The sequence below is a fragment of the Streptomyces sp. CB01580 genome, assembly GCF_001905795.1.
In the GTDB taxonomy this organism is placed as follows: domain Bacteria; phylum Actinomycetota; class Actinomycetes; order Streptomycetales; family Streptomycetaceae; genus Streptomyces.
Genome location: NZ_LIXJ01000027.1, coordinates 115477 through 136749, shown reverse-complemented (window position 1 = coordinate 136749; position 21273 = coordinate 115477). Strand labels below are relative to the sequence as shown.

General features: G+C 72.5%; 15 protein-coding genes. 5 read left to right on the top strand and 10 right to left on the bottom strand.

What is annotated here, in order from left to right; genetic code table 11:
• Nucleotides 1-89: 89 nt before the first annotated feature.
• Nucleotides 90-929: a DUF4190 domain-containing protein gene (locus AMK22_RS29730; RefSeq protein WP_073790085.1), complete on the top strand. Its 840-nt coding sequence runs from the start codon at nucleotides 90-92 to the stop codon at nucleotides 927-929.
• A 41-nt stretch (nucleotides 930-970) separates the two neighbouring features.
• Entirely contained in the window at nucleotides 971-1738 is a 768-nt protein-coding gene (locus tag AMK22_RS29725) for a hypothetical protein (RefSeq protein ID WP_073790084.1), read from the top strand.
• A gap of 175 nt (nucleotides 1739-1913) precedes the next feature.
• On the opposite strand, the gene AMK22_RS29720 is transcribed toward AMK22_RS29725, so the two are convergent.
• Nucleotides 1914-2702, bottom strand: a complete 789-nt coding sequence (locus AMK22_RS29720; protein ID WP_443333324.1) for an HNH endonuclease family protein — start codon at nucleotides 2700-2702, stop codon at nucleotides 1914-1916.
• Between the two features lie 315 nt (nucleotides 2703-3017).
• Between AMK22_RS29720 and AMK22_RS29715 the strand changes: the two genes are divergently transcribed.
• Nucleotides 3018-4466 carry an ATP-binding protein gene (locus tag AMK22_RS29715; protein ID WP_073790082.1) on the top strand — a complete coding sequence of 483 codons (1449 nt, stop codon included), beginning with the start codon at nucleotides 3018-3020 and terminating at the stop codon, nucleotides 4464-4466.
• Between the two features lie 196 nt (nucleotides 4467-4662).
• Here the strand turns inward: AMK22_RS29715 and mfd are convergent, their stop codons facing one another.
• Complete coding sequence (gene mfd, locus AMK22_RS29710) at nucleotides 4663-8205, bottom strand: transcription-repair coupling factor (RefSeq protein ID WP_073790081.1); 3543 nt, start codon at nucleotides 8203-8205, stop codon at nucleotides 4663-4665.
• 819 nt (nucleotides 8206-9024) lie between these two features.
• Between mfd and AMK22_RS29700 the strand changes: the two genes are divergently transcribed.
• On the top strand, nucleotides 9025-10023 hold the full coding sequence (locus tag AMK22_RS29700) for a helix-turn-helix transcriptional regulator (protein ID WP_073790078.1): 999 nt from the start codon (nucleotides 9025-9027) through the stop codon (nucleotides 10021-10023).
• A gap of 16 nt (nucleotides 10024-10039) precedes the next feature.
• On the opposite strand, the gene AMK22_RS29695 is transcribed toward AMK22_RS29700, so the two are convergent.
• Together AMK22_RS29695 and AMK22_RS29690 are read right to left on the bottom strand one after the other, a co-directional pair.
• Nucleotides 10040-10327 carry a hypothetical protein gene (locus AMK22_RS29695; protein ID WP_073790077.1) on the bottom strand — a complete coding sequence of 96 codons (288 nt, stop codon included), beginning with the start codon at nucleotides 10325-10327 and terminating at the stop codon, nucleotides 10040-10042.
• Entirely contained in the window at nucleotides 10324-11541 is a 1218-nt protein-coding gene (locus tag AMK22_RS29690; RefSeq protein WP_073790075.1) for an amidohydrolase, read from the bottom strand. Before AMK22_RS29690 ends, AMK22_RS29695 begins: the two co-directional genes overlap by 4 nt.
• Before the next feature lie 368 nt (nucleotides 11542-11909).
• On the opposite strand from AMK22_RS29690, the gene AMK22_RS29685 reads away from it, so the two are divergent.
• Nucleotides 11910-12086 (top strand): thiazolylpeptide-type bacteriocin, encoded by a 177-nt coding sequence (locus AMK22_RS29685; RefSeq protein ID WP_073790073.1) that lies wholly within the window; start codon nucleotides 11910-11912, stop codon nucleotides 12084-12086.
• A gap of 155 nt (nucleotides 12087-12241) precedes the next feature.
• Here AMK22_RS29685 and AMK22_RS29680 read toward each other — a convergent pair whose 3' ends face one another.
• From AMK22_RS29680 to AMK22_RS29655, 6 genes are all read right to left on the bottom strand, one after another.
• Entirely contained in the window at nucleotides 12242-14221 is a 1980-nt protein-coding gene (locus AMK22_RS29680) for a TOMM precursor leader peptide-binding protein (protein ID WP_073790071.1), read from the bottom strand.
• The gene (locus tag AMK22_RS29675; protein WP_073790069.1) at nucleotides 14218-14973 is read right to left on the bottom strand and encodes an ABC transporter permease; all 756 of its coding nucleotides are present in this window, start codon (nucleotides 14971-14973) and stop codon (nucleotides 14218-14220) included. The genes AMK22_RS29680 and AMK22_RS29675 overlap by 4 nt, the downstream gene beginning before the upstream one ends.
• A 115-nt stretch (nucleotides 14974-15088) precedes the next feature.
• Nucleotides 15089-16084, bottom strand: a complete 996-nt coding sequence (locus tag AMK22_RS29670; protein WP_073790067.1) for an ABC transporter ATP-binding protein — start codon at nucleotides 16082-16084, stop codon at nucleotides 15089-15091.
• A gap of 98 nt (nucleotides 16085-16182) precedes the next feature.
• Complete coding sequence (locus AMK22_RS29665; RefSeq protein ID WP_073790065.1) at nucleotides 16183-17352, bottom strand: M50 family metallopeptidase; 1170 nt, start codon at nucleotides 17350-17352, stop codon at nucleotides 16183-16185.
• Nucleotides 17349-18470 (bottom strand): lantibiotic dehydratase C-terminal domain-containing protein, encoded by a 1122-nt coding sequence (locus AMK22_RS29660; protein WP_073790063.1) that lies wholly within the window; start codon nucleotides 18468-18470, stop codon nucleotides 17349-17351. Before AMK22_RS29660 ends, AMK22_RS29665 begins: the two co-directional genes overlap by 4 nt.
• Nucleotides 18467-21250 (bottom strand): lantibiotic dehydratase, encoded by a 2784-nt coding sequence (locus AMK22_RS29655; RefSeq protein WP_073790061.1) that lies wholly within the window; start codon nucleotides 21248-21250, stop codon nucleotides 18467-18469. The genes AMK22_RS29660 and AMK22_RS29655 overlap by 4 nt, the downstream gene beginning before the upstream one ends.
• Between the last annotated feature and the right edge of the window lie 23 nt (nucleotides 21251-21273).

The following is a 21273-nucleotide window of genomic DNA, read 5'->3' as shown; positions in this document are numbered from 1 at the left end:
GCTCTTATTGACCCGCCGCCACACAACGGCGACGCATCGATCCGCTCACACCCTGCTTTTCGTCCCGTCTTTCGCCGGAGGGCACACCCATGTCCGAATTCACGCAGCCGCCGCAGTCCCCGCAGCCCCAGCAGCCGTACGCCCCCGCCCAGCAGCCGGGCGTACGCCCGGCGCGCAACGGGCTGGGCATCGCCGCGCTCGTCCTGGGCATCATCGGTGCCGTGTCGGGTCTGATCCCGCTCCTGTTCTGGCTGGCGGGCATCCTGGGCGTCATCGGCCTGATCCTGGGCCTGTCGGGCCGGGGCCGGGCCAAGCGCGGCGAGGCCACCAACAAGGGCGTGGCCACCTTCGGCGCCGTGCTCGGCCTGGTCTCACTGGTCCTGGCCGTGGTCGGCGCGGTGATCACGTTCAAGGCCGTGGGCGACGCGGTGGACGAGATCAACAAGACGGTGTCGGACACCACGGCCTCCGCGAAGCCGAAGCCCGGCAGCGACACGAAGAACGGCGGCGTCGGCAAGGACGGCAAGAAGGACACCGACAAGGCACTGGGGGCCGGTGACTCGGCCGTGTACGACGACGACCTGACGGTCACGGTCGGCGACGCCACCACGTACGCCCCGGGCGAATACGCCATCGGACACGCCAAGGGCAACAAGGCGTACCGCGTCACCGTCGTCATCGAGAACGCGGGCAAGGAGAAGTTCGACGCCACCCTCGTCGATGTCGCGGCCCGGGCCGGCGAGGACGGCGTGGAGGCCGAGCAGATCTTCGACGACAAGGTCGGCAAGGGCTTCAGCGGCACGGTCCTGCCGGGCAAGAAGGTCACGGTCGAGTTCGCCTTCGACGCCCCGGCGGACGCCAAGAAGCTGACCGTCGAGGTCAACCCCGGATTCACCTACGACGCCACCCAGTGGGACCTGAAGCTCTGACCTCCCCTCCCTCCCGTTCCCCTCTCCCCCGAAAGTCCGCCATGCGCCTGCTCGCCCGCACCACCGTCAACACCCTCTGCGCCCTCACCCTGCTCGGCCTGGCCGCCTGCGGCACCGGAACCTCCTCGTCGAAGGACTCCGGCACCTCCCCGTCCAAGACCCCCGCCCCCTTCGCGGACATGTCGGGTCCCGAGGTCGTCAACAAGGCGATCGAGACCACGAAGAAGGCCAAGTCCATGCGCCTCGCCATCGATACGAAGTCGGACGAGGGCCCGGTCTCCGCGCACCTCACCGCCGCCCTGCCCGGCGACTGCTCGGGAACCATGTCCATCGGTCCGGCCGGGACCATCGAGATCCGCAAGATCGGCGGCACCGTCTACACGAAGTTCGACGAGGCGATGCTGCGCGAACAGTCCAAGGGCGAGCCCGCCGCCGACGTCGACGCCGCGGTGAACATGCTCGCGGGCCGCTGGATGAAGTCGAAGGCCTCGGATCCCGACAGCAAGGACATGCTCGAACTCTGCGACCTGGCCACGATGTTCAAGGAGTTCGAGGCCAACGACGACGTGGCCGAGAAGGCCGGCGAGACCACCGTCGACGGCAAGCGCGCGCTGCGCCTCGTCGAGAAGGACGGCGAGGACACCTACACGATGCTGGTGGCCGCCGAGGGCGAGCCGTACATCCTCCAGGTCGACGTCAGGAGCAGCGAGGAGCCGACGAAGATGACGCTCTCCGACTTCGACGAGCCCGTCGAGGTGAAGGCGCCCGCCCCCAAGGACATCGTCGATCTGAACAACCCGACCGGCTGACCCGGCCGGCCCGGCCGACCGGCCGGCCCGCCGGTGGGCCACGGGGGACTCACCGGCGGGCACGCACGGGGTACGGAGGTACGGGGCACGCACGGGGTGCGGAGGCCGACGCACGGGGTACGGGGGTAGGGGGCACGCACGAGGTGCGGAGGACGACGCGCGGCACGGCGGCGCGTCAGCCTCCGCACTGCTCCAGCATGGCCTTCTTGTCGGCGGCGGTGACGGGCAGTTCGTACTTCAGCGACACCTGCGCGAACCGCACGGCGTACGAGCAGCGCACCGGCTTGTACGGCGGCAGCCAGGACGCGGGGCCCGAGTCCCGCTTCGCGTTGTTGGCCGGGCCGTCCACGGGCAGGAGGTTGAGCGGGTCGTTGGCGATCTGCTGCCGCTTGACGTCGTTCCAGCGTGAGGCGCCCATCTGCCAGTCGTACGAGAGCGGCATGACGTGGTCGATCTGGACCTTGGCGGCCTTCTCCTTGCGCCAGTCCAGGGTGGAGCCGGTGTAGGGGTCCTTGAGGGTCATCGACACGACCACGCAGTCCGAGCCGGAGCGGAACTTCAGGTGCTTGCCGTCCCGGGCGAGAAGGTCGTTGCGGGTGTCGCAGCCGTTGCGGGCCAGCGGTATCCCGTCGACCGAGTCCTTCCAGGCGTAGCCGAACTTGTCGCGCGCGTAGCCGGTCTTGGGCCCCCGGCCCTTCGTCGCCACCTTCTCGATGAGCTTCCGGCCCGCCGCCCGGTCCGCCTCGGACGTGAGCGGGGCGAGGCCGGGCTTCGTGCCGTCGGGGTTCTCCAGCGGGCTCGCGCCGAATCCGCCGACCGCCCGCCCGCCGCCGTCCGCCCCGCCGTCCTGCTGTCCGGTGTCGGAGGACGGCGACCCCACCTCGAAGTCGCAGCCCGCCAGGGCCAACACGGCCGCCACGCTGAGCGCGGGCAGCATTACTCGGTACGTACGGGGAGATCTCACGCGAAACCGTCCTGACAGGGAGAAAGTCAAACCAGGAAATCGTACAAATGACCCCTGTCTTGACGGGTATTCACACGCGTGTCGGCCAGGGTGCGGCCTGAATCACACGGTTCGCGGCGCGGCGCACACGGGAAGCACCGCCCACCATCGGGGCCGGGCCGGACGTGGCGCCGTCCACGGACCGGGCCCCTGCGGCCTCCTGGAGATGCACGCACAACCAGGCCACAGCGGAGCCAGGCAAATACTCTCCGTAACACGCATTGGTGTATGATTCATAGACGAATGTTTCATGGACGACGGAAGGCCGATCGCATCATGGACTTCTATGGCCGCCAGCACGTCTTCGACGACCTGTCCCGACGCCTGGACCGCATCAAGCGGTCCGGGACCGGTGAGCTGCTGGCCGTACGCGGACGGCGCCAAGTGGGCAAGTCCCGGCTCTTCACGCGGTTCGTCGAGCGGTGCGGCCTGCCCTACCTGTATTTCACGGCCGTGAAGAACGCGACACCGGCGGCGGAACTCCGGAGCCTCGCGGCGGAACTCGGCACGTCCACGGCCCCGTTGAAGGATGCTGAGGCCCTGTTCGCCTCGCCCCCCAGCGACTGGCGCGACGCACTGGGCCGCATCGCCATCGCCTGCCGCGACACGCCTTCCGTCGTCGTCATCGACGAGTTCCCCTGGGCGGCGGCAAATGATCCCTCCCTCGAAGGGCAGTTGCAGAACAGCTGGGACCGACAGCTCGAGCACACCCCTGTGTTGTTCGTGCTGATCGGTTCGGACGTCACCATGATGGAACGGCTCACCGAGCACGACCGGCCGCTGTACGGGCGGGCGAAGAGCCGGACGATCTCGCCCTTCAACCCTGCCGAGTGCGCCCAGGCACTGGGCGCGGGCAGCGATCCGGCGGCGGCGTTCGACACCGCGCTGATCACCGGCGGATACCCTCGCCTCGTGCTCGACCGAGCCCGTGCGGAGAGCACGCGGGCGTTCGTGCACGAGGAACTCCGCGACGAGAACAGCGACCTCGCGGTCATGGGGCAGCGGTCCCTGGACGCCGAGTTCCCGGACGCGACGCAGACACGGCGCATCCTCTCGGCGATCGGCGGCACGGAGGTCGGGTTCAGCACCTTCACGCAGGTCATAGGGTGCCTCCCGGAGGCCGGCAGCACCGCGCAGACCGCTGTGACCAGAGCCATAAGAGTCCTCGGCGACAAGGGAGTCCTGGCCGTCGACACGCCTGTGGGCACGGGCGCGACGAGCAAACTGCGCCGGTACCGGATCTGCGACCCCTACCTGCGCTTCTGGTTCCGGTTCATCGAGGAGCAGCAGGCGAACATCGCCCGCGGCCGTCCGGACATCGCGCGCGGCTTCTTCGACCGCGGCTGGCCCAGCTGGCGGGGCAGGGCGGTGGAACCGCTCGTCCAGGAGGCCGTGTCCCGCCTCGCTCCGGAGCTGGCCCCGCTGGCCCCGCTCGGTGGCACCGGCCAGGTGGGCAGCTGGTGGAACCGGGACAACAGCCGTGAGTACGACATCGTCGTCCCGGCGGCGAGCGGCAACACGAAATTGCTGCTCGGTTCCGTCAAGTGGCGCGAGAACAAGCCGTTCTGCGCCCGCGACCTGGACCACCTGGCCGAGGGCCGGGCCGCCGTCCCCGGAGCGGCCGAGGCCGCGCTGCTGGCGGTCTGCCCCGCCGGAACGGCCGACGGCGTGGTCGTGGACCTCTCGCTCACCCCGGAGGACCTGCTGGCGGCGTGGAGCGTCTGAGCGACGCCGGCAGGACGTCCGGACGACGGAGGTCGTGCGAGGCGGCCCATGGTCCTGCCCGCTGAACACGGCCACGACCGAATCGAGGGAGTCAGCCCGTCAGCCACTCCCGGTGAAGGACCCGTCGCGTCCCTCGCACCATAACGGCGCCCGGCCCCGCCGAGTACGTGCGACGGGACGGCAGGGGCATCCTCGGTTACGACCCCAGGATCGTCGTCAGGAACTCCCCCGTCCATGCCAACAGTTCGCGGCCCACGACCGGCTTGCCGCCGATCCTTCCGGTGGTGGGGCGGGGGACCAGGATCTGGTGGACGGCCGGCTTGAGGACCGTCTTGGGGTAGAGGCGCTTCAGGCGCAGCTCCTGGGACTCGCGCAGTTCGACCGGGGCGAAGCGGATGTTCGGGCCCTGAAGCACGATCTCACCGACGCCGCAGGCGCGGGCCAGCATGCGCAGGCCGGCGACCAGGAGAAGGTTCTCGACGGGTTCGGGGAGCTTGCCGTAGCGGTCGGTGAGCTCCTCGCGGACCGCCCTGATGTCGTCCTCCGTGGAGGCGGAGGCGATGGCCCGGTACGCCTGGAGACGCAGCCGCTCGCCGGGCGCGTAGTCGTGGGGGACGTGGGCATCGACCGGGAGCTCGATCTTGACCTCCGGCGGCGCCTCCTCCTCGACGCCGCCTTCGAGGGAGGCCCGGTAGTCGGCGACCGCCTCGCCGACCATGCGGACGTACAGGTCGAAGCCGACGCCCGCGATGTGGCCGGACTGTTCGCCGCCCAGAAGGTTTCCGGCGCCGCGGATCTCCAGGTCCTTCATGGCGACGTACATGCCCGCGCCCATCTCGGTGTGCTGGGCGATGGTGGCGAGGCGTTCGTGGGCGGTCTCGGTGAGCGGCTTCTCCGGCGGGTAGAGGAAGTACGCGTAGCCGCGCTCGCGGCCCCGGCCGACCCGGCCGCGCAGCTGGTGGAGCTGGGAGAGGCCGAAGTTGTCGCCGCGCTCCACGATCAGGGTGTTGGCGTTGGAGATGTCGATGCCGGACTCGACGATCGTCGTGGAGACCAGCACGTCGAACTTCTTCTCCCAGAAGTCCACCACCACCTGTTCCAGGGCCTGTTCGGACATCTGGCCGTGTGCCGTGGCGATCCGCGCCTCGGGGACGATCTCGCGCAGCCGGGCGGCGGCGCGGTCGATCGACTCGACGCGGTTGTGGATGTAGAACGCCTGGCCCTCGCGGAGCAGTTCACGGCGGATGGCGGCGCCGATCTGCTTCTCCTCGTACGGGCCGACGAAGGTGAGGACCGGGTGGCGCTCCTCCGGGGGCGTGGTGATCGTCGACATCTCGCGAATGCCCGTCACGGCCATTTCGAGCGTACGGGGGATGGGCGTCGCGGACATAGTGAGGACGTCCACGTTGGCGCGGAGCTTCTTCAGCTGCTCCTTGTGCTCGACGCCGAAGCGCTGCTCCTCGTCGACGATGACCAGGCCCAGGTCCTTGAACTTCGTCTCGGAGGAGAACAGGCGGTGGGTGCCGATGACCAGGTCGACGGAGCCGTCGCGCAGCCCTTCGAGGGTGGCCTTGGACTCGGTCTCCGACTGGAAGCGGCTGAGCGCCCGTACGTTGACCGGGAACTGGGAGTAGCGCTCGGTGAACGTGCCGTGGTGCTGCTGGACCAGGAGGGTCGTGGGGACGAGGACGGCGACCTGCTTGCCGTCCTGGACCGCCTTGAACGCCGCCCGGACCGCGATCTCCGTCTTGCCGTAGCCGACGTCGCCGCAGATCAGCCGGTCCATCGGGACGGACTTCTCCATGTCCGCCTTGACCTCGGCGATGGTGGAGAGCTGGTCGGGCGTCTCCGCGTACGGGAAGGCGTCCTCCAGTTCGCGCTGCCAGGGGGTGTCCGGGCCGAAGATGTGGCCGGGGGCCGCCATCCGGGCCGAGTACAGCTTGATCAGGTCGGCGGCGATCTCCTTGACGGCCTTCTTGGCACGCGCCTTGGTCTTCGTCCAGTCGGCGCCGCCGAGCCGGTGCAGGGTGGGGGCCTCGCCGCCGACGTACTTGGTGACCTGTTCCAGCTGGTCGGTGGGGATGTAGAGGCGGTCACCGGGCTGGCCGCGCTTGGCGGGGGCGTACTCGACGAGGAGGTACTCGCGGGTGGCGCCCTGCACCGTGCGCTGCACCATCTCGATGTACCGGCCCACACCGTGCTGTTCGTGGACGATGTAGTCGCCGGTCTCCAGCGTCAGCGGGTCGATCGTCTTGCGGCGGCGGACCGGCATCCGGCCCAGGTCCTTGGTGGCGGTGCGCTGGCCGGTGAGGTCGGTCTCGGTCAGGACGGCGAGCCGCAGCTCCGGGTCGACGAAGCCGTGGTCGAGGGCGCCGCAGGAGACGTGCACGACGGACGGCGAGACCTCGGTCAGGTCCGGGTCCAGCCGGGCCGGGACACCCTCCCCGCCCAGCACCTCGACGGTGCGGGAGGCGAGTCCCTGCCCCTCGGTGACGTAGACCGTGCGCCAGCCGTCGGCGAGCCAGCCCTTGGTGTCGGCGAGCGCGCGGGCGGTGTCGCCCCGGTACGCCTCGGGGGCGTGCATGCCGAGCTTGAGCGTGTCGGTGTCCTCATCGGCCTCGTCGGCTCCGCCGGCGGCGAACGGGGAGACCGACCACCACATCATGCCCAGCTCGCGGGCCCGGTCCCGGACGTCCGCGATGCCCCACAGCGAGGCCGCGCCGACGTCGATCGGGGCCTCTCCACCGCCTGCGGTCGCCGCCCACGACGCCTGGAGGAACTCCTGGCTGGTGGCGACGAGGTCGGCGGCCCGGGTCCGCACCCGCTCCGGGTCGCAGACCAGCGCCATCGCCCCGGCGGGCAGCACGTCGAGCAGCAGCTCCATGTCGTCGACGAGGACCGGCGCGAGGGACTCCATGCCCTCCACCGCGATGCCCTCCGCGATCTTGCCGAGCAGTTCGCCCAGCTCCGGGTGGCTCTCGGCGAGGGCGGCGGCCCGCTCGCGCACCTCGTCGGTCAGCAGCAGTTCCCGGCAGGGCGGGGCCCACAGGCCGTGCTCGGCGACCTCCAGCGAACGCTGGTCGGCGACCTTGAAGTAGCGGATCTCCTCGACGTCGTCGCCCCAGAACTCCACCCGCAAGGGGTGCTCCTCGGTCGGCGGGAAGACGTCCAGGATGCCGCCGCGTACGGCGAACTCGCCGCGCTTCTCGACCAGTTCGACCCGGGAGTACGCGGCTGCCGCGAGCGCGTCGACGGTGCTGCCGAGATCGGCGCTCCCCCCGGTGCGCAGCGAGACCGGTTCCAGGTCCCCCAGGCCCTTGACCTGCGGCTGGAGCACCGAGCGAATGGGCGCGACGACGACCTTGACCGGGCCGGTCTCCGGGTCGTCCGCGCTGGGGTGCGCGAGGCGCCGCAGCACCGCCAGGCGGCGGCCCACGGTGTCGGAGCGGGGCGAGAGCCGCTCGTGCGGCAGGGTCTCCCAGGACGGGAACTCGGCGACGGTGTCCGGCGGCAGCAGGCCGCGCAGCGCCGCCGCCAGGTCCTCCGCCTCACGGCCGGTCGCGGTGACGGCGAGCACGGTCCGGCCCGACTCACGGGCCAGGGCGGCCACGGCGAAGGGGCGGGCGGCGGACGGCCCGACCAGGTCGACGTGCATCCGGTGGCCGTCGTCGGCGGCCTTCACCGCTTCGGAGAGTGCCGGGTCACGTACGACGACATCCAGCAGACCGTGCAGACTCATGAAGGCTTCCGTCCGGGTAACGAGGTAACGAGGTCTAACGAGGCCAGGGACCCGGCAGCCGGCTGCTGCCGGGTCACGGGCAACGCGAAGGACCCGACACGTACGGGGGGCGGCCTCCGGCCCGGCATGATCCGGGAGCCACCCCCGGCGGGCCGGGGATCCCAGCCTACGACTCCCCCGTGACAGCCGCGCCCGCAATTGCCCGGGACCGCGCCCGGTATCGCCGCTCGGCCGTGACCGTCCTCGGTCGTGAGCCCGATCGGTCGTGAGCCCGATCGCCTCCGCCCGGGTCCGCGACCGCCCGGGGGCGCCGTCGCCCGGGGCCGGTGCGCGCGGCCTGCCGGTGGCCGGTGCGCGGCCTGATCGCGTCGGCGGCGGGGCGGGCCCGTCGCGACGGACGCGACGGAAGCGGGTGGCGCGATTCCGGCGGCAAGGCGGCAAGGCGGCAAGGCGGCAAGGCGGCAAGGCGGCAAGGCGGCAAGGCGGCAAGGCGGCAAGGCGGCAAGGCGGCAAGGCGGCAAGGCGGCAAGGCGGCAAGGCACCGTATCCCGGTCCGGCCGGGCGCGGCGGGACCTCATATCCCCGGTCCGGACCATCCGTCGCGTACGCCGGGCCGCTCGTCGCGGGACGCACACCGTTCATCTCCGCATCGCACACAGTTGTGTCCGGCCCCCTCACAGAAATGATCTCAGCGTCTACTCTTTGGCCGAAAGATTCCGCAAAAGTTGCACGGGCAGGCAGTACGGCAGCCGTGAACCAGCGCTCACGGGCGACCACCGGGAGCGCACGGCCGACAGGGACCAGGCAGCGGGGGCGCGCATGGGCGAGAACGAGATGTCCATATTCGGGGTCTCGGAGGCCGAGGAAGAGGTCTACCGGCACTTCCTCCGCAACCCCGGCACCGCCACCGACGATCTGCACCTCCTCCTGCGCACGGACCCGCGGGCGGCGCGCGCATGCGTCGACCGGCTCCAGGAACTCGGGCTCCTCCACCCCGAGAGCCCCGACCTGCGTGTCTTCCCGATCGACCCGGAGGTCGCGGTGGCCAGGCTCATCGATTTACGCCTGCACGCCCTCCACCAGGAACTGCAGCGCGTCACCCGGTCACGCCATGTGATCGACGGTCTACGCGCGGAGCAGGGGGCGCGCAGGCCCCCTCCGCCGGGCATCGAACAGTTGGAGGGCCTCGACCAGATCCGCGACCGGATCGACGACCTGGCGTTCTTCGCCAGGGACGAGATCCTCTCCGTGGAGCCGTACACGAAGCTGTCGGCCGAGAACATCGCCCGCTCGCGCCCGCTGGACCTGCGGTGCCTGCGGCGCGGTGTGAAGATCCGGAACGTCGTGATCCGGGCGGCGCTGCACGATCCGGCGACCGCCGCTTATCTGCGGGAACTGGCCGAGAACGGGGCCATGATCCGGGTGACGGAGCACAGCGCCGAGCGGCTGCTGGTCTACGACCGCAAGGCCGCCCTCGTCCCGCTGGACCCGCACGACACCTCGCGCGGGGCGCTGCTCGCCCACCGCGGCGGCCTGGTGCGCAACATCATCGCCCTGTTCGAGAAGATCTGGGACCAGGCCGAGGACCTCTCGCGGGCGAGCGGTGCGGACGGCGGGACTCCGGACGACGGCCTGTCGGAGATCGAGCGGCGGGTCCTGGTGTCCATGTGCACCGTGGGCAAGGACGAGGCGGGCGCCCGCGAGCTGGGGGTCTCGGTGCGGACGTACCGGCGGTACGTCGCCGATCTCCTCCAGACCCTGGGCGCCGCCAGCCGCGCCCACGCCGCCCTGCTGGCCCGGGAGCGCGGCTGGATCTGACGCACGGCCCCCCGTCTCACGGTTCCTGCGCCCAGCCGTCCAGTGCCCGGTCGGCGAGGGCACGGGCGACGGCCCGCCGGACCGTGCCGTCGTCGACGGTACGGCTCAGGGCGATGCGCAGGGCGATCCGGTCGGGCCCCACGGACCGGGGGGCGCAGGCCCAGTGGGCGGGGAGCAGGCTCAGCAGCCGTACGACGGTGGTCTCGCCGGTCGGGGCGGTGCTGTCGCGGCGGACGGTCACCAGGTCGATGTGGCCGTGGTCGCGGCCCGTCCCGTATGCCGCCTCCCCGGTGGGACTGGTCACGGGGTGCCCCCTTCCGGCTCCAGTAACCGCCGGGCGGCCGACGCCATGGCCGCGATCCCGGCCGGCAGGGCGGTACGGACGTCCGGGGCGAACTCCGGCGCGTGGTTGGACGGGACCGGTGGTCCGCCGTCCCGGGCCGCGCGCCACTGCCGTGCCCCCGTGACGCCGAGCAGCCAGTACACCGTCGCCACGCCCTCGGCGCCGAACCACGCGAAGTCCTCGGTGGCGGTGAGCGTTCCGCAGTCGCCGACCCGGTGAGGGCCGAACGACTCCTCGTGCGCCCGGCGCACGGCGGCCGTGGCCGTCGCGTCGGTCAGCAGGGCGGGCGAGCGGGCGGTGACGGTGAAGTCCGGGTCCCTCGGGCAGCCGGACGCCGCGCTTTCGGCCCGCACGATCCGCAGTGCGGCGGCGGTCATCCGGTCGACCGCGTGCTCGCTCGACGCCCGTACGCACAGGGAGAGTTGTGCCGTCTCCGGGATCACGTTGCCGGGCCCTCCGGCGCGCAGCGCGCCGACGGTCAGCACCGCCTGCTCGGCCGGGGCGGTCTCCCGCGAGACGACGGACTGCAGCCGCAGCACCGTGGCCGCCGCCGTGAGGACCGGGTCGACGGTGAGGTGCGGGGTACCGGCGTGGCCGCCGCGCCCGTACAGGGTGATGTCCACCATCGCGCCTGCCGCCATCAGCGGCGTACGGAACTCCGCGGCGTGCGCGAGGGTGCCCGCGGGCGCGGGCGAGGTGTGCTGGGCGAGGACCGCGTCCGGGGTGCCGAACCGCTCGTACAGGCCGTCCGCCCGCATCTCCCGCGCACCGGTCAGGCTCTCCTCGGACGGCTGGCCCGCGACCAGGACCGTGCCGCGCCACGCGGAGCGGGTCCGGGCGAGTTCGGCCACCGCCCCGGCGACCCCGGCGAGATGCAGGTCGTGGCCGCAGGCGTGCATCACGCCCGGCACGGTGCTCGCGTAGGCGAGCCCGGTGCGTTCGGTGACCGGAAGGGCGTCGAGCTCGGTACGGAGCATGACGGTCGGGCCGGTGCCGTTGCGCAGCACGCCCACGAGGCCGTGGCCGCCGCCGACCTTCCGGGTCACCTCGCAGCCGCTCGCCGCCAGCCGGGCGGCGAACAGGTCCGCGGTGCGCCGCTCGGCCCCGGACGGTTCGGGGTGGGCGTGCGCGTCGAGGTACAGCTCCAGCGCCGGACGCAGGACCTCGCGCGGCACCGCCGGGGCCGGTGGGCGGGACGGTGCCTGCCGCCCGTCCGCCGGGGCGGCGGGCCGGGCGCCAGGTGGGCACGGGGCGCCGGGAGGACCAGCGCCAGGAGGGGACGGGAGGTGCTCCCGCATGTCAACTCACCTCGTTCCGCTGGGCGGGCCGGTCGTGATCCGGGCCCGCCGGGCACGTGTGGGGCCGGCGTCGACAGCCTGCGCCGCCCCGTCTTCAGGAATCCCGCGTTCCGCTGTCATGGGGTGCCAGCGATCTGACAGCGAAACCGCGGCCGATCTGACAGCGGTTCCCGCTGCAATGGCGTCAGAGCGGGGGAACGGTGCCGGAGCCGCCGGCCCGTCCCCGTGGACCAAGGGAGAAGACCATGGCCCCCAAGACCGAGCTCGCCACCCTCGCCGACGAGATCCTGGAGCTGGAGTCGGAGACCTTCGAGATCTCGGACTACTCGGACGCCGCGGAGGTCGTGCTGGCCGGTTCGACGTCCTGCTCCTCGACGTCGACCTGCTCCAGCACCACCAGCACCACCTCCTGCTGCGCCTGATCGACTCACCGATCGCGCACGCTCCGCACGTCCGCAAGCCCTCTTCGCGCCCGGAGCGCGAAGGGGGCTTGCGTGCTGCGGTGGCCGTTCCCCGGCCGGCCTCCGGCCGGTGCCGCGGCCACGAGGTGCCTCGTGCGGGGCATCGTGGAAGGGCGTCATGGGAAGGGGTGCGGGACGCGCTTGATCCCGGACTCCGGCAGGTCGTCGGCCCGTCGCCCGGCCGCCCGGAGCGCGGTCCTCAGCCGGGGCATCAGCAGGGCCCGCTGCCGGGTCCAGCCGAAGTCGAGCGGCAGCAGGCCGGGGACGACGGCGGCGATGGTGTGCAGGCCCATCCGCCGTTGTTCGGGGGTGGTCTGGTCGACGGCGATGACGTCGTGCCCGGCGGCGACGAGCTGGTCGCGCAGCAGGTTCAGGTCGTCGAGGAGGTCTCCGGTGCGGGGGCGCCGGGGCTCCCAGTCGGCGAAGGCGTCCGCCGACGGGAGCACGGCGACCGGTTCCAGGTACTCCTCGGCGTGCACGGCCATCTCCGGCAGCCCGTAGAGCTGGGCGTGGTCCTTGAGTTGCCGCACGAGGGTGAAGTCGGCGGCCATGGCGGCGAGTTCGGTGTGCCGCTCGGCGACCTGGTAGGGCAGGTGCGGGATGTACGTGAGGACTTCGGACAGCGCCGACTCGACGGTGGCCTCGGGGTCGAACCCGGCGGCGGCGGCGAACGACAGCGTCCCGTGTCCGCCGTCCCGGCGTACCGCGAGGGCGGTGACGACGGGGACGGCCAGGTCCATCCGGGTGTCGAAGGCGTGGACGTCGTAGCCGTGCAGCGCGGCCCGGTCGATCATGCTGCGGACGGCCGGGGAGCGGCAGGTGCCGAGGTCGATCGCGGTGAGCGGGGTACGGCCGTGCCAGGCCAGCAGGAAGGCGTCGCGTTCGACGATCTCCAGCAGCCCGTAGAGGATCGCCTCCTCCAGGCTGCCGCCGGTGGCGCAGCCGTTGGAGCATTCGAAGACGAAGTTGTCGGCCTCGACCCCGGCGCTGTAGTGGGCGAGCCGGGCGGGCACCAGGACGGGGCGGTCGTCGCGCAGGGAGTGGCCCCACACCCAGGGGATGGGCCGGTCGGGGTCGAACGGGGAGACCATGGGGTCGGTCGCGTAGGTCTCGGGGGCGTAGAGGCCGCAGGCGGCGGGGTCCAGGGCGTGGTCGGCCAGTTCGTGGTAGCTGCCGATCACGGGCGAGGTGCCGCGTCGGCGTGTGGTGCCCGCGTACCGTTCCAGGCCCTCCAGCTGGGCGAGGAGGCGGCTGGTGTCGTAGGCGTTGGCCTGGCCGCTCCAGGTGACGTCGTTGAGACCGGCGTACCCGCGGACGAAATGGGTTCCGGCGGCCGGTGCCGTGGTGGTGGACGTCGGGTTGATCCAGAGGTCGGAGCCGAGGGTGCCGCACACCGGGTTGACGAGCGCGGCGGTCGGCAGCGGGTACGAGGACAGGGGCCGCAGCCGGTAGCCGTCGGGGTCGGGTTTCGGGGCCGGGCCGAGGTCCATCCGGGCCGCTTCGGCGGTGTCGGGGACCTCCTGGACGCAGGAGGGGCAGAGGGGTTCGGGCAGGATCGGGAACGTCGCGGTGGCGAGGGTCACCAGATCGATCCGGGTGACGCGGGGCAGCGCGCGGTCGGCGGCGGTGGCGTCGGTCAGGTCGTGGGTGCCGCCGAGGACCGCGCGGTAGACGGCCCAGACGGCGTCGGCCGCGTACGGGGTGAGGACCGGCCAGTGGACGGCGCCGTTCGGGCGGTGGCCGAGTTCCAGGGCCTCGCGCTCCGAACGGCTGCGCAGCCGCTGCCAGCGCATGGCGAGGCACTGCCCGCAGGCGCCGGCGTCCGGTCCGCCGCCCCAGGGGCCGATCAGCACGGCCCGGGAGGTCAGTTGGACGTTGGCGGCCGGGCGGACGTCGGCGTACGGGTCGGGGCTGCCGTGGCCGAGCGTGTCGGCGGCGCCGAGCGGCACGACGAGCGGCGCGGGCAGGCCCTCGGTGGCCGCCGTCTCCCGGTGCCGGCTGCCGAGTTCGGCGTGGAGCCCGGCCCGGGCGGCCTCCAGCGGGGTCTCGCCGGGCACGGGCGGCCCGGCGGGGGCGGGGGCGATGGCCGTCGTCATGACTTGTCACTCCAGCGGAAGGTCTTGAGCGCGATCGCGCACAGGACGACGGCGAATCCGGCGAGCACCGCGCAGGCCAGCCAGATGTCGCCCGTGGTGCCGCCGCCGGTGAGGGCGCCGGAGATCCCGTCGTTGAGGTAGCGCAGCGGCAGCACGCGGGAGAGGTTCTGCATCCAGTCCGGCATGGCGTCCAGCGGGAAGAACGAGCCGGACAGGAACGCCATCGGGATCATCAGGCAGTTGGCCACGGCGGCGACGGCCTCGGGGGTCTTCGCGTAGCTGCCGACGATGACGCCCAGGGCGAGGAAGGCGGTGATGCCGATGACCAGGACGGGCAGGGCGAGCGGCCAGCGGCCGTCGAGCTGGAGCCCGAACGAGGGCAGCAGCGCCACGGACACGAACAGCACGCACTGCACGGCGCCGATGCCGAGCGCCAGGACGTAGCGGGAGGCGAGGACGGCGGAGACCGGCGTCGGGGTCATCCGGATGAGGCGCAGGATGTCGTCGCGCCGCCACTGCATGAGGACGAAGCCGACGCCGAACACGGCGGCGTTGCCGACGCCCCAGGAGAGGACGCCGGGGGCGATGTAGTTGATGTAGGGCTTGCCGCTCTGCTCGACCGTCTGGCCGTGGAAGATCAGCCCGAAGACGACGAGGAAGATGAGCGGGAAGGCGAAGGTGAAGAAGAGCGTGGTCTTGTCGCGTGTGTAGGCCCGGTATCCGGCCTGGCTCAGCGCCGTGTATGCGCTCATCGGGGTGTCTCCGTATCACTGCTGGGGGGTGCGGGGTCGCGCTTCGGGGTGCGCGGGCGCGCTGCGGGGCGCGCCGGGGGCGGGGGCGGTCCGGTCGGATCGCGGGCGGAACGGGCTACGGGCGCGCGGCGCCGTCGGCTCCGGCGGCCTCGGCGGCCTCGGCGGCGCCGGTGAGGGCGAGGTAGACGTCCTCCAGGTCGGCGGTGCGCGTCTGGACGCCCCGGAGTCCGGCCAGGGCGTCGATCGCGGCCAGGACCTTGCCGGATTCGAGGGTCTCCAGCACGAGGGCGCCGGGTTCCTCGGTGACGTTGTCGACGCCTTCGATGGCGCGTGCCTGGGCAGCGGTGAGCCGGTCGTCGGGAACGACCAGCCGGGTGGTGGGGGCGGCGGCCGCGATGAGGTGGGCCGGGCTGTCCAGGGCCACGACGCAACCCTCGACCATGATGGCGACCCGGTCGCACAGCGCCTCGGCCTCGTCGAGGTGGTGGGTGGTGTAGATGATGGTGCGGCCCTCGCCCTTGAGGTCGCGCAGCACCTGCCACAGGGCGCGCCGGGCCTGCGGGTCGAGGGCGGCGGTCGGCTCGTCCAGGAAGATCAGCTCGGGTTCGTGGACCAGCGCGGAGGCGATGGCGAGGCGCTGGCGCTGACCGCCGGACAGGTCGTCCACCCGGGTGTCGCCCTGCTCGGTGAGGCCGACGGATTCCAGCGCCCGCTCCGCCGCCGCGTGGTCGGTGCGGTAGAGGGCGGCCATGATGCGCAGGTGCTCGCGGGCGGTGAGGCGGACGAAGAAGGCCGAGGTCTGGGTCTGCACGCCGAGCCGGGGCAGCAGCGACGGGTTGCGCGGCCAGGGGCTGGCGCCCAGCACGGTGACCGTGCCGGAGTCCGCCTTGCGCTGGCCCTCCATGATCTCGACGAGGGTCGTCTTGCCCGCCCCGTTGGGGCCGAGCAGACCGAAGAACTCGCCGCGCGGCACGGTGAGGGACACCCCGTCGACGGCGTGCCGCTCGCCGTACCTCTTGTGCACGGTGTCGAGGACGACGGCCGCGGTGGACCGGGCGTCGTCCGGACCGGGCCGGTTCCCCGGGGAGGGGGTGGGGGTGGTGGGGCTCATGGGACTTCTCTCCTTGTCCGCCGCTGATCGGCGGGTCGGACTGGTCGGGACGGTCGGCAGGGGATACCGGGCGGGGGCAGGCGGTGAGTGGACGGCGGTCAGACGGTGAGCAGATGGTGGGCGGCCGCCACGGCGGCGGCGAGGATGCCCGCGAGGGCGAGCACCGCGCTCAGCGCGTACGCGCGGTACGCGGTCCGGGCGTGGCGCGGATAGTCACCCGCGGCGGGATCGCGGCGGGCGGCGAGTCTCAGGTAGGCGCCGGTCGATGCGGCCAGCTCGGTGGCCCCGCACAACTGGCTCGCGATCCGGTACCCGTCGAGCGGCGGCAGCGGGACCAGCATGGCCAGCGCCTGCACGCTGCCCAGGAGCAGCAGTGCGCCGAGCGCGTGATGCGTGGCGGCGTCCAGCGGGGCGAACAGCCAGAGCGCGCAGAACGGCAGCAGGAACAGCAGGTTCATCACCGCGCCGGCCAGTGCCGTCTGAATGCGTTGCCAACGGGAGCCCAGATAGAGGTAGTTGCCGACCGTGCAGTACATGATGACCACAGGCAGCCGCCAGCGCAGCCCGATTTCGGCCACCGTGCCGCCGTAATGCCGGGCGACGACCCCGTGGGCCAGTTCATGCAGCGCGGTGCTGAACCAGAGCAGCGTCGCAGCCCCGGTCAGCAGCACCGGATTTGTGAACAACTCCCGTGTATAGACGAGCAGTTCACCCGACCGGAGGGCGACGACGGCCTCCATCGCGAGCACGAGCGCCAGCAGCGGGACCAGCAGGCCGGGGGCCAGCAGGAAGCCGACCGCCCGGTGCAGCCGGTCCGTGGTGGCGTCCGCGTCGGCGACCAGCCGCACGCTGCCGCGCAGCACCCCGCGCGCCGGCCGGCCGTCCCCGCCGAAGGCCCCCGCCCCGGCCCCGTCCCCGGTCCGGGCGCCGGGCCCGGTGGCGGCGGCGGGCCGGGCGGGGGCCCCGGCCAGCAGTCCGCGCGTACCGAGCATCCGCAGGATCTGCTGCCAGCGCGCGGCGTCCAGCCTGCGCCCGTACTCCCGCGCGTACTCCTCGCCGATCTCCGCCAGGCTGCGCCGCCCGTCCATCCGGACGATGAGGAAGTGCTCCTTGGGGCCCACCCGGAAGGAGCCGCCGCTCGCGGTGTCCTTGATCAGGTGAACCGTCGCCGCGCCGTGCAGCATGGCGTCGCTCAGCAGCACCTCGGGCCGCAGCTCGGGCCGGTATTCGGCGAGGCCCTCGACGGCGCCCGGTGGGGCGGCGCTCATCCCGTCTCCCGCAGCGCCCGGCCCAGGACGTGCGAGAGGTACGCCTCGTCCCGGATCGTCACATGCAGCCGGTTGTTGGTCATATGCATGTACGGGGAGAGCAGCAGCGGCAGCGAGGCCGCCGGATCGGTGACGAGTTCGTCGCGCTCACCGTCCCAGGAGCGGAACACGAGGTCACCGTTCAACGTCAGTTCGACGGCCCGCTCCCGCAGTTCGACGCAGTGCTCGGCCCATCCGGCGAGGAAACCGGGCAGCCGGGCGGCATCGTCCCCGCCGTTGCCGTCCCCGCCCGGGCCGCCGGTCCCGAAGCCCTCGCCGGCCCGGTCCGTCACGGCGGCCACGGCGGCACGGACACGGGCGAAACGGGCGGCCAGCCCGGGGGCCATGGCGGCGTAGTTGCGGTCGTACTCGTCGCTGCCGATGAAGCCGGTGCCGGGGAACGCCCGGTGCCAGAACTCGTAGTAACTGTCCAGGTAATCGGCCAGTTCTTGACGGTCGGGCAGGAACGCGGCGGACATCACCATCATCAGCTGGGCCGAGGTGCCGAGCAGCACGGTCCGCAGATGCAGGTTCTTCGTCCGGAACGCGTCGATGACCAGGTCGCTGGATTTCCGGAAGTGCCATTCGGCCAGCTCGATCCCGGCGGGGCCGCCGTACTTGCCGTACTCCGGTTCGTACGGTTCGGCGCTGCGCGAGTTGTTGGGGCGCAGCCGCATCCGGCCCTGTTCGTCGGTGTAGTGGCCGCGTTCGGCGCCGGGGAACTCGATGTCGAAGAGGGTGTTGTAGAAGTCGTTGAGGAACCCGGAGTCCACCTCGTACAGGGCGGGCCGTTCGGTGAGGAAGGCGTCGACGGCGGCCTCCGTGCGGCCCCGGACCTCGGCCTCGGCGTCCGGGGTGGCGGGCTTGATCCGCAGCCGGACGTGCGGTCCCTCCAGCCAGTAGTTGATGAAGAAGTAGCCGTCGATCAGGCCGTCCGCCTCCAGTTCCTCGATCAGCGGGCGGACGCACTGGGTGAGCATGGGCCGGGGGTTGGCGGCGTAGAAGATGTGCGTGGCCTGCCAGGCTCCGGCCTCGCGGGTGCGCGCGGCCGGCGTCGTCGTGGGTGGGGCTGAACTCATGACTCGTTGCTCCTTCGGGCGGGGGCGGCGGTCTCCACCGCGAGTTCGGCGACGTGGCGGCCCCGGCCGGAGACGGTGTGCAGTCCGTCCTCGTCGGGCAGCATCTCCCGGAACACGACCCGCGCCCCGGACGTCTTGATCAGGGCCTCGAACGCGGCCAGCGAGAGCGGGCTGTCGAAGTCGACGTAGGCGGGCTTGGCGCCGGTCGCACCGCGCGCCCCGCTGTCGGCGACGGTCGCGAAGACCCGGTCGGGCAGCCCGTGGGCGCGGCGGAACGCGTGCCAGCCCAGGAACCAGGCGTCGTCCCCGCCCCCTCCTGCCCCGCTCCCGGTCGTGCGCAGCGGCAGCACGGCGGCGGGCGCGCTCCAGCTGCGCCGGCTGAGCACCACACTGCCGTGCCGGACGCGCGGCCGGGTGGTGACCCCGTCGACCGGGGCGCCCTCGGGGACCCCGCCCCAGACGTTCAGCGGGGACATCGAGGTCGGGGACAGCAGCAGCAGGGTGCGGGGCAGTTCGGGCAGGGCGAGGGGGACGAGGTAGCCGAGGTAGACCGGCACCACCTCCTTGCCGAGCCGGGTGGAGCGCAGGACGAGCCGGTCCGCCTCGCGGTCGTGGACGAGATGGAGGTCGTCCAGGTGGATCCGGTGGCTTGCGGGCAGGGTGCCGCGCTCGCCGGGGCAGACGATCTCGTACGCGGTGAGCCGGCTGTGCAGGTTGAGGTTGCTGGTGACCGGTCCGCCGGTGACCTCGGCGAGGACGGCGTCGTCGGGCAGCAGGTCCTCGGTGGCGGCGAGGAGCTGTTCGTCGAGGCCGTCGAAGAGGTGGGTGAACCTGCTGAACGGGAAGGACACCCCACCGTAGGAGCGGTTGAGCACGACCAGCGGGTCGCCGGGCCGGTCCGCGATCTGCACATGGTGCGCGAGCGGGGCGAACTCGCCGCTCAGCGTGTCCAGTTCTCCGGCGACCTCGTCGAGGAGCTCGCCGTCCACCCGGATCTCCGGGGCGGCGGGGTCGGCCTCCCAGGCCGCCCACAGGGCGCGCATCCGCTCCACGAAGGTCTGCCGGGCCGTGTCGAGGGCCTTGAGCTGCGGCAGGGAGAGCCAGTTCTCCTCGGGTACGTAGTTGCCGTCCGCGTCGAACGTGGTGCGCTTCGCGGTGAACGACATGTACTGGTCGAAGAAGTCCTCGTGGAAGTCGTGGACCAGCTTCAGCAGGTCGTCGCAGCGTCCGCCCTGCCCGTGGCGGGCGAGGAAGAACCCCTTGAACGTGACGCGTTGGGGCAGCGTCAGGTCGAAGGCGGGCAGGACGCGTTCGACCGCGCCGAGCGGTTCGGCGGCCAGCCGCTCCCAGGCGGGGGCGGAGAGTTCGGTGCGGTGCCCGGCCGCCACGTCCTCGTAGAGCAGGGTCTGCGGAACGCGTGCCCGCTCCGCGCCGAGCTCCTCCTCCTGCAGGGCGCGCAGCGAGGTGCGCAACTCACCGATGAGAAAGCGGCGTTCGGCCGGGTCGGCGGCGGCGAACCCCTCGATGTGCGAGGCGGGCGCTTCGAGGCGGTCGGCGAGCCGGTCGGCCCAGGGGCGGCCGAGGTCGCGCAGCGAGTCCTGGAAGGCGCGCAGCGGGTCGGTGTCATGGACCTCGGTCCGCAGGCACGGCACCTGCACCATGCCGACGTCGAGGAGCGCCTGGAGGTACTGGGCGCATTCCTCCGGGTCCGCGTCCCGGTCCTCGGCGAGCCAGTCGGCCAGTTCCCCGTAGCGGAGGGTGTCGCTGCTCTCGAACAGGCCGAGGAGGCGTTCCAGGGTGCCGCTGCGGCGCAGGAAGAACAGCCGGTCCTTCACCGCGTCGAAGGTGACGGCGGTGTCCTCGTCCCCCTGGGTGACCCAGCGGCGCACGTAGCGGACCCGGTCGTCGTCGCGCCCCCAGCCGGAGGCGGGGGCGACCGGCAGGTCGGCCCGGCGGACCGGGTCGGCGATCAGGGTCTCGGCGAGCCTGCCGACGGCGGCGACGTTCAGCCGCAGCCGCCCCTGCCACGCGTCGTCGACCCGGGCCCGCAGTCCGTGGCCCGGCCCGCCCTCGCCGCGGTCGTCGTGATGACCGTCGTGGTCGCCGTCGACGAAGGTGCCCGCGGCGACCCCGGTGAACGTGGAGAACGGGCTGGTCTTGCACGCCGTGCGGTAGAGGTAGGAGAGCAGCGAGCGCTCGATCTTGCGCTGCTTCTTGTCCGGGGGCGCGGCGGAGTCGGCCCGTATGTACGCGTCGAGCTGCGCGTCCAGGGCCGGGGAGGCGAGCAGCAGGCCCTTGCGCAACCGCTCCTCCCCCGCCAGCCGGCGCAGCGCCTCGCGGGCGCGGACGGTCTCGGCGGCGAGCAGGCCGGCGCCCGCCGCCCGGTGCTCCTCCAGGCGGCGCCGCCCGGTCAGCCAGTCCGCGAGCGCGGTGCCGGCGGCCTCGTCGAGCCCGCGCACCAGGGCCAGGGCCCGGTCCGCGGCGTCGGGGCGCGGCAGCCGGTTGTTGAAGATGTCGCGGCGCAGGGTGAGCAGGGTGCGGCGCAGGGCCTCGTCGTCGCTGCCGCCGACGAGGTCGTGGAGCAGGTCCCCGAGCCGTTCGCCGTCCGCGCGCAGCAGCTCGGTGGCGCGCAGGACCTCGTCGGCCCAGCGGCGGCTGTCCGGGCAGCGCAGCCCCCGCACGCTGTCGACCGGCAGCCCGGCGACCCGCAGCATGAAGCGGGGGCGGGTGACCGCCGCGGGAGCGGTCGCGGGGGCGGGGGCCGGGTGGTCCGGCGTCATGTCGGGTTCTCCCCTTCTCGTTC

Excerpts from the sequence above, each read along its gene's own strand:
- AMK22_RS29730 (WP_073790085.1), top strand. The coding sequence starts at position 90 with ATGTCCGAATTCACGCAGCCGCCGCAGTCCCCGCAGCCCCAGCAGCCG.
- AMK22_RS29725 (WP_073790084.1), top strand. The coding sequence starts at position 971 with ATGCGCCTGCTCGCCCGCACCACCGTCAACACCCTCTGCGCCCTCACC.
- AMK22_RS29715 (WP_073790082.1), top strand. The coding sequence starts at position 3,018 with ATGGACTTCTATGGCCGCCAGCACGTCTTCGACGACCTGTCCCGACGC.
- mfd (WP_073790081.1), bottom strand. The coding sequence starts at position 8,205 with ATGAGTCTGCACGGTCTGCTGGATGTCGTCGTACGTGACCCGGCACTC.
- AMK22_RS29700 (WP_073790078.1), top strand. The coding sequence starts at position 9,025 with ATGGGCGAGAACGAGATGTCCATATTCGGGGTCTCGGAGGCCGAGGAA.
- AMK22_RS29685 (WP_073790073.1), top strand. The coding sequence starts at position 11,910 with ATGGCCCCCAAGACCGAGCTCGCCACCCTCGCCGACGAGATCCTGGAG.
- AMK22_RS29680 (WP_073790071.1), bottom strand. The coding sequence starts at position 14,221 with ATGACGACGGCCATCGCCCCCGCCCCCGCCGGGCCGCCCGTGCCCGGC.
- AMK22_RS29675 (WP_073790069.1), bottom strand. The coding sequence starts at position 14,973 with ATGAGCGCATACACGGCGCTGAGCCAGGCCGGATACCGGGCCTACACA.
- AMK22_RS29670 (WP_073790067.1), bottom strand. The coding sequence starts at position 16,084 with ATGAGCCCCACCACCCCCACCCCCTCCCCGGGGAACCGGCCCGGTCCG.
- AMK22_RS29665 (WP_073790065.1), bottom strand. The coding sequence starts at position 17,352 with ATGAGCGCCGCCCCACCGGGCGCCGTCGAGGGCCTCGCCGAATACCGG.
- AMK22_RS29660 (WP_073790063.1), bottom strand. The coding sequence starts at position 18,470 with ATGAGTTCAGCCCCACCCACGACGACGCCGGCCGCGCGCACCCGCGAG.
- AMK22_RS29655 (WP_073790061.1), bottom strand. The coding sequence starts at position 21,250 with ATGACGCCGGACCACCCGGCCCCCGCCCCCGCGACCGCTCCCGCGGCG.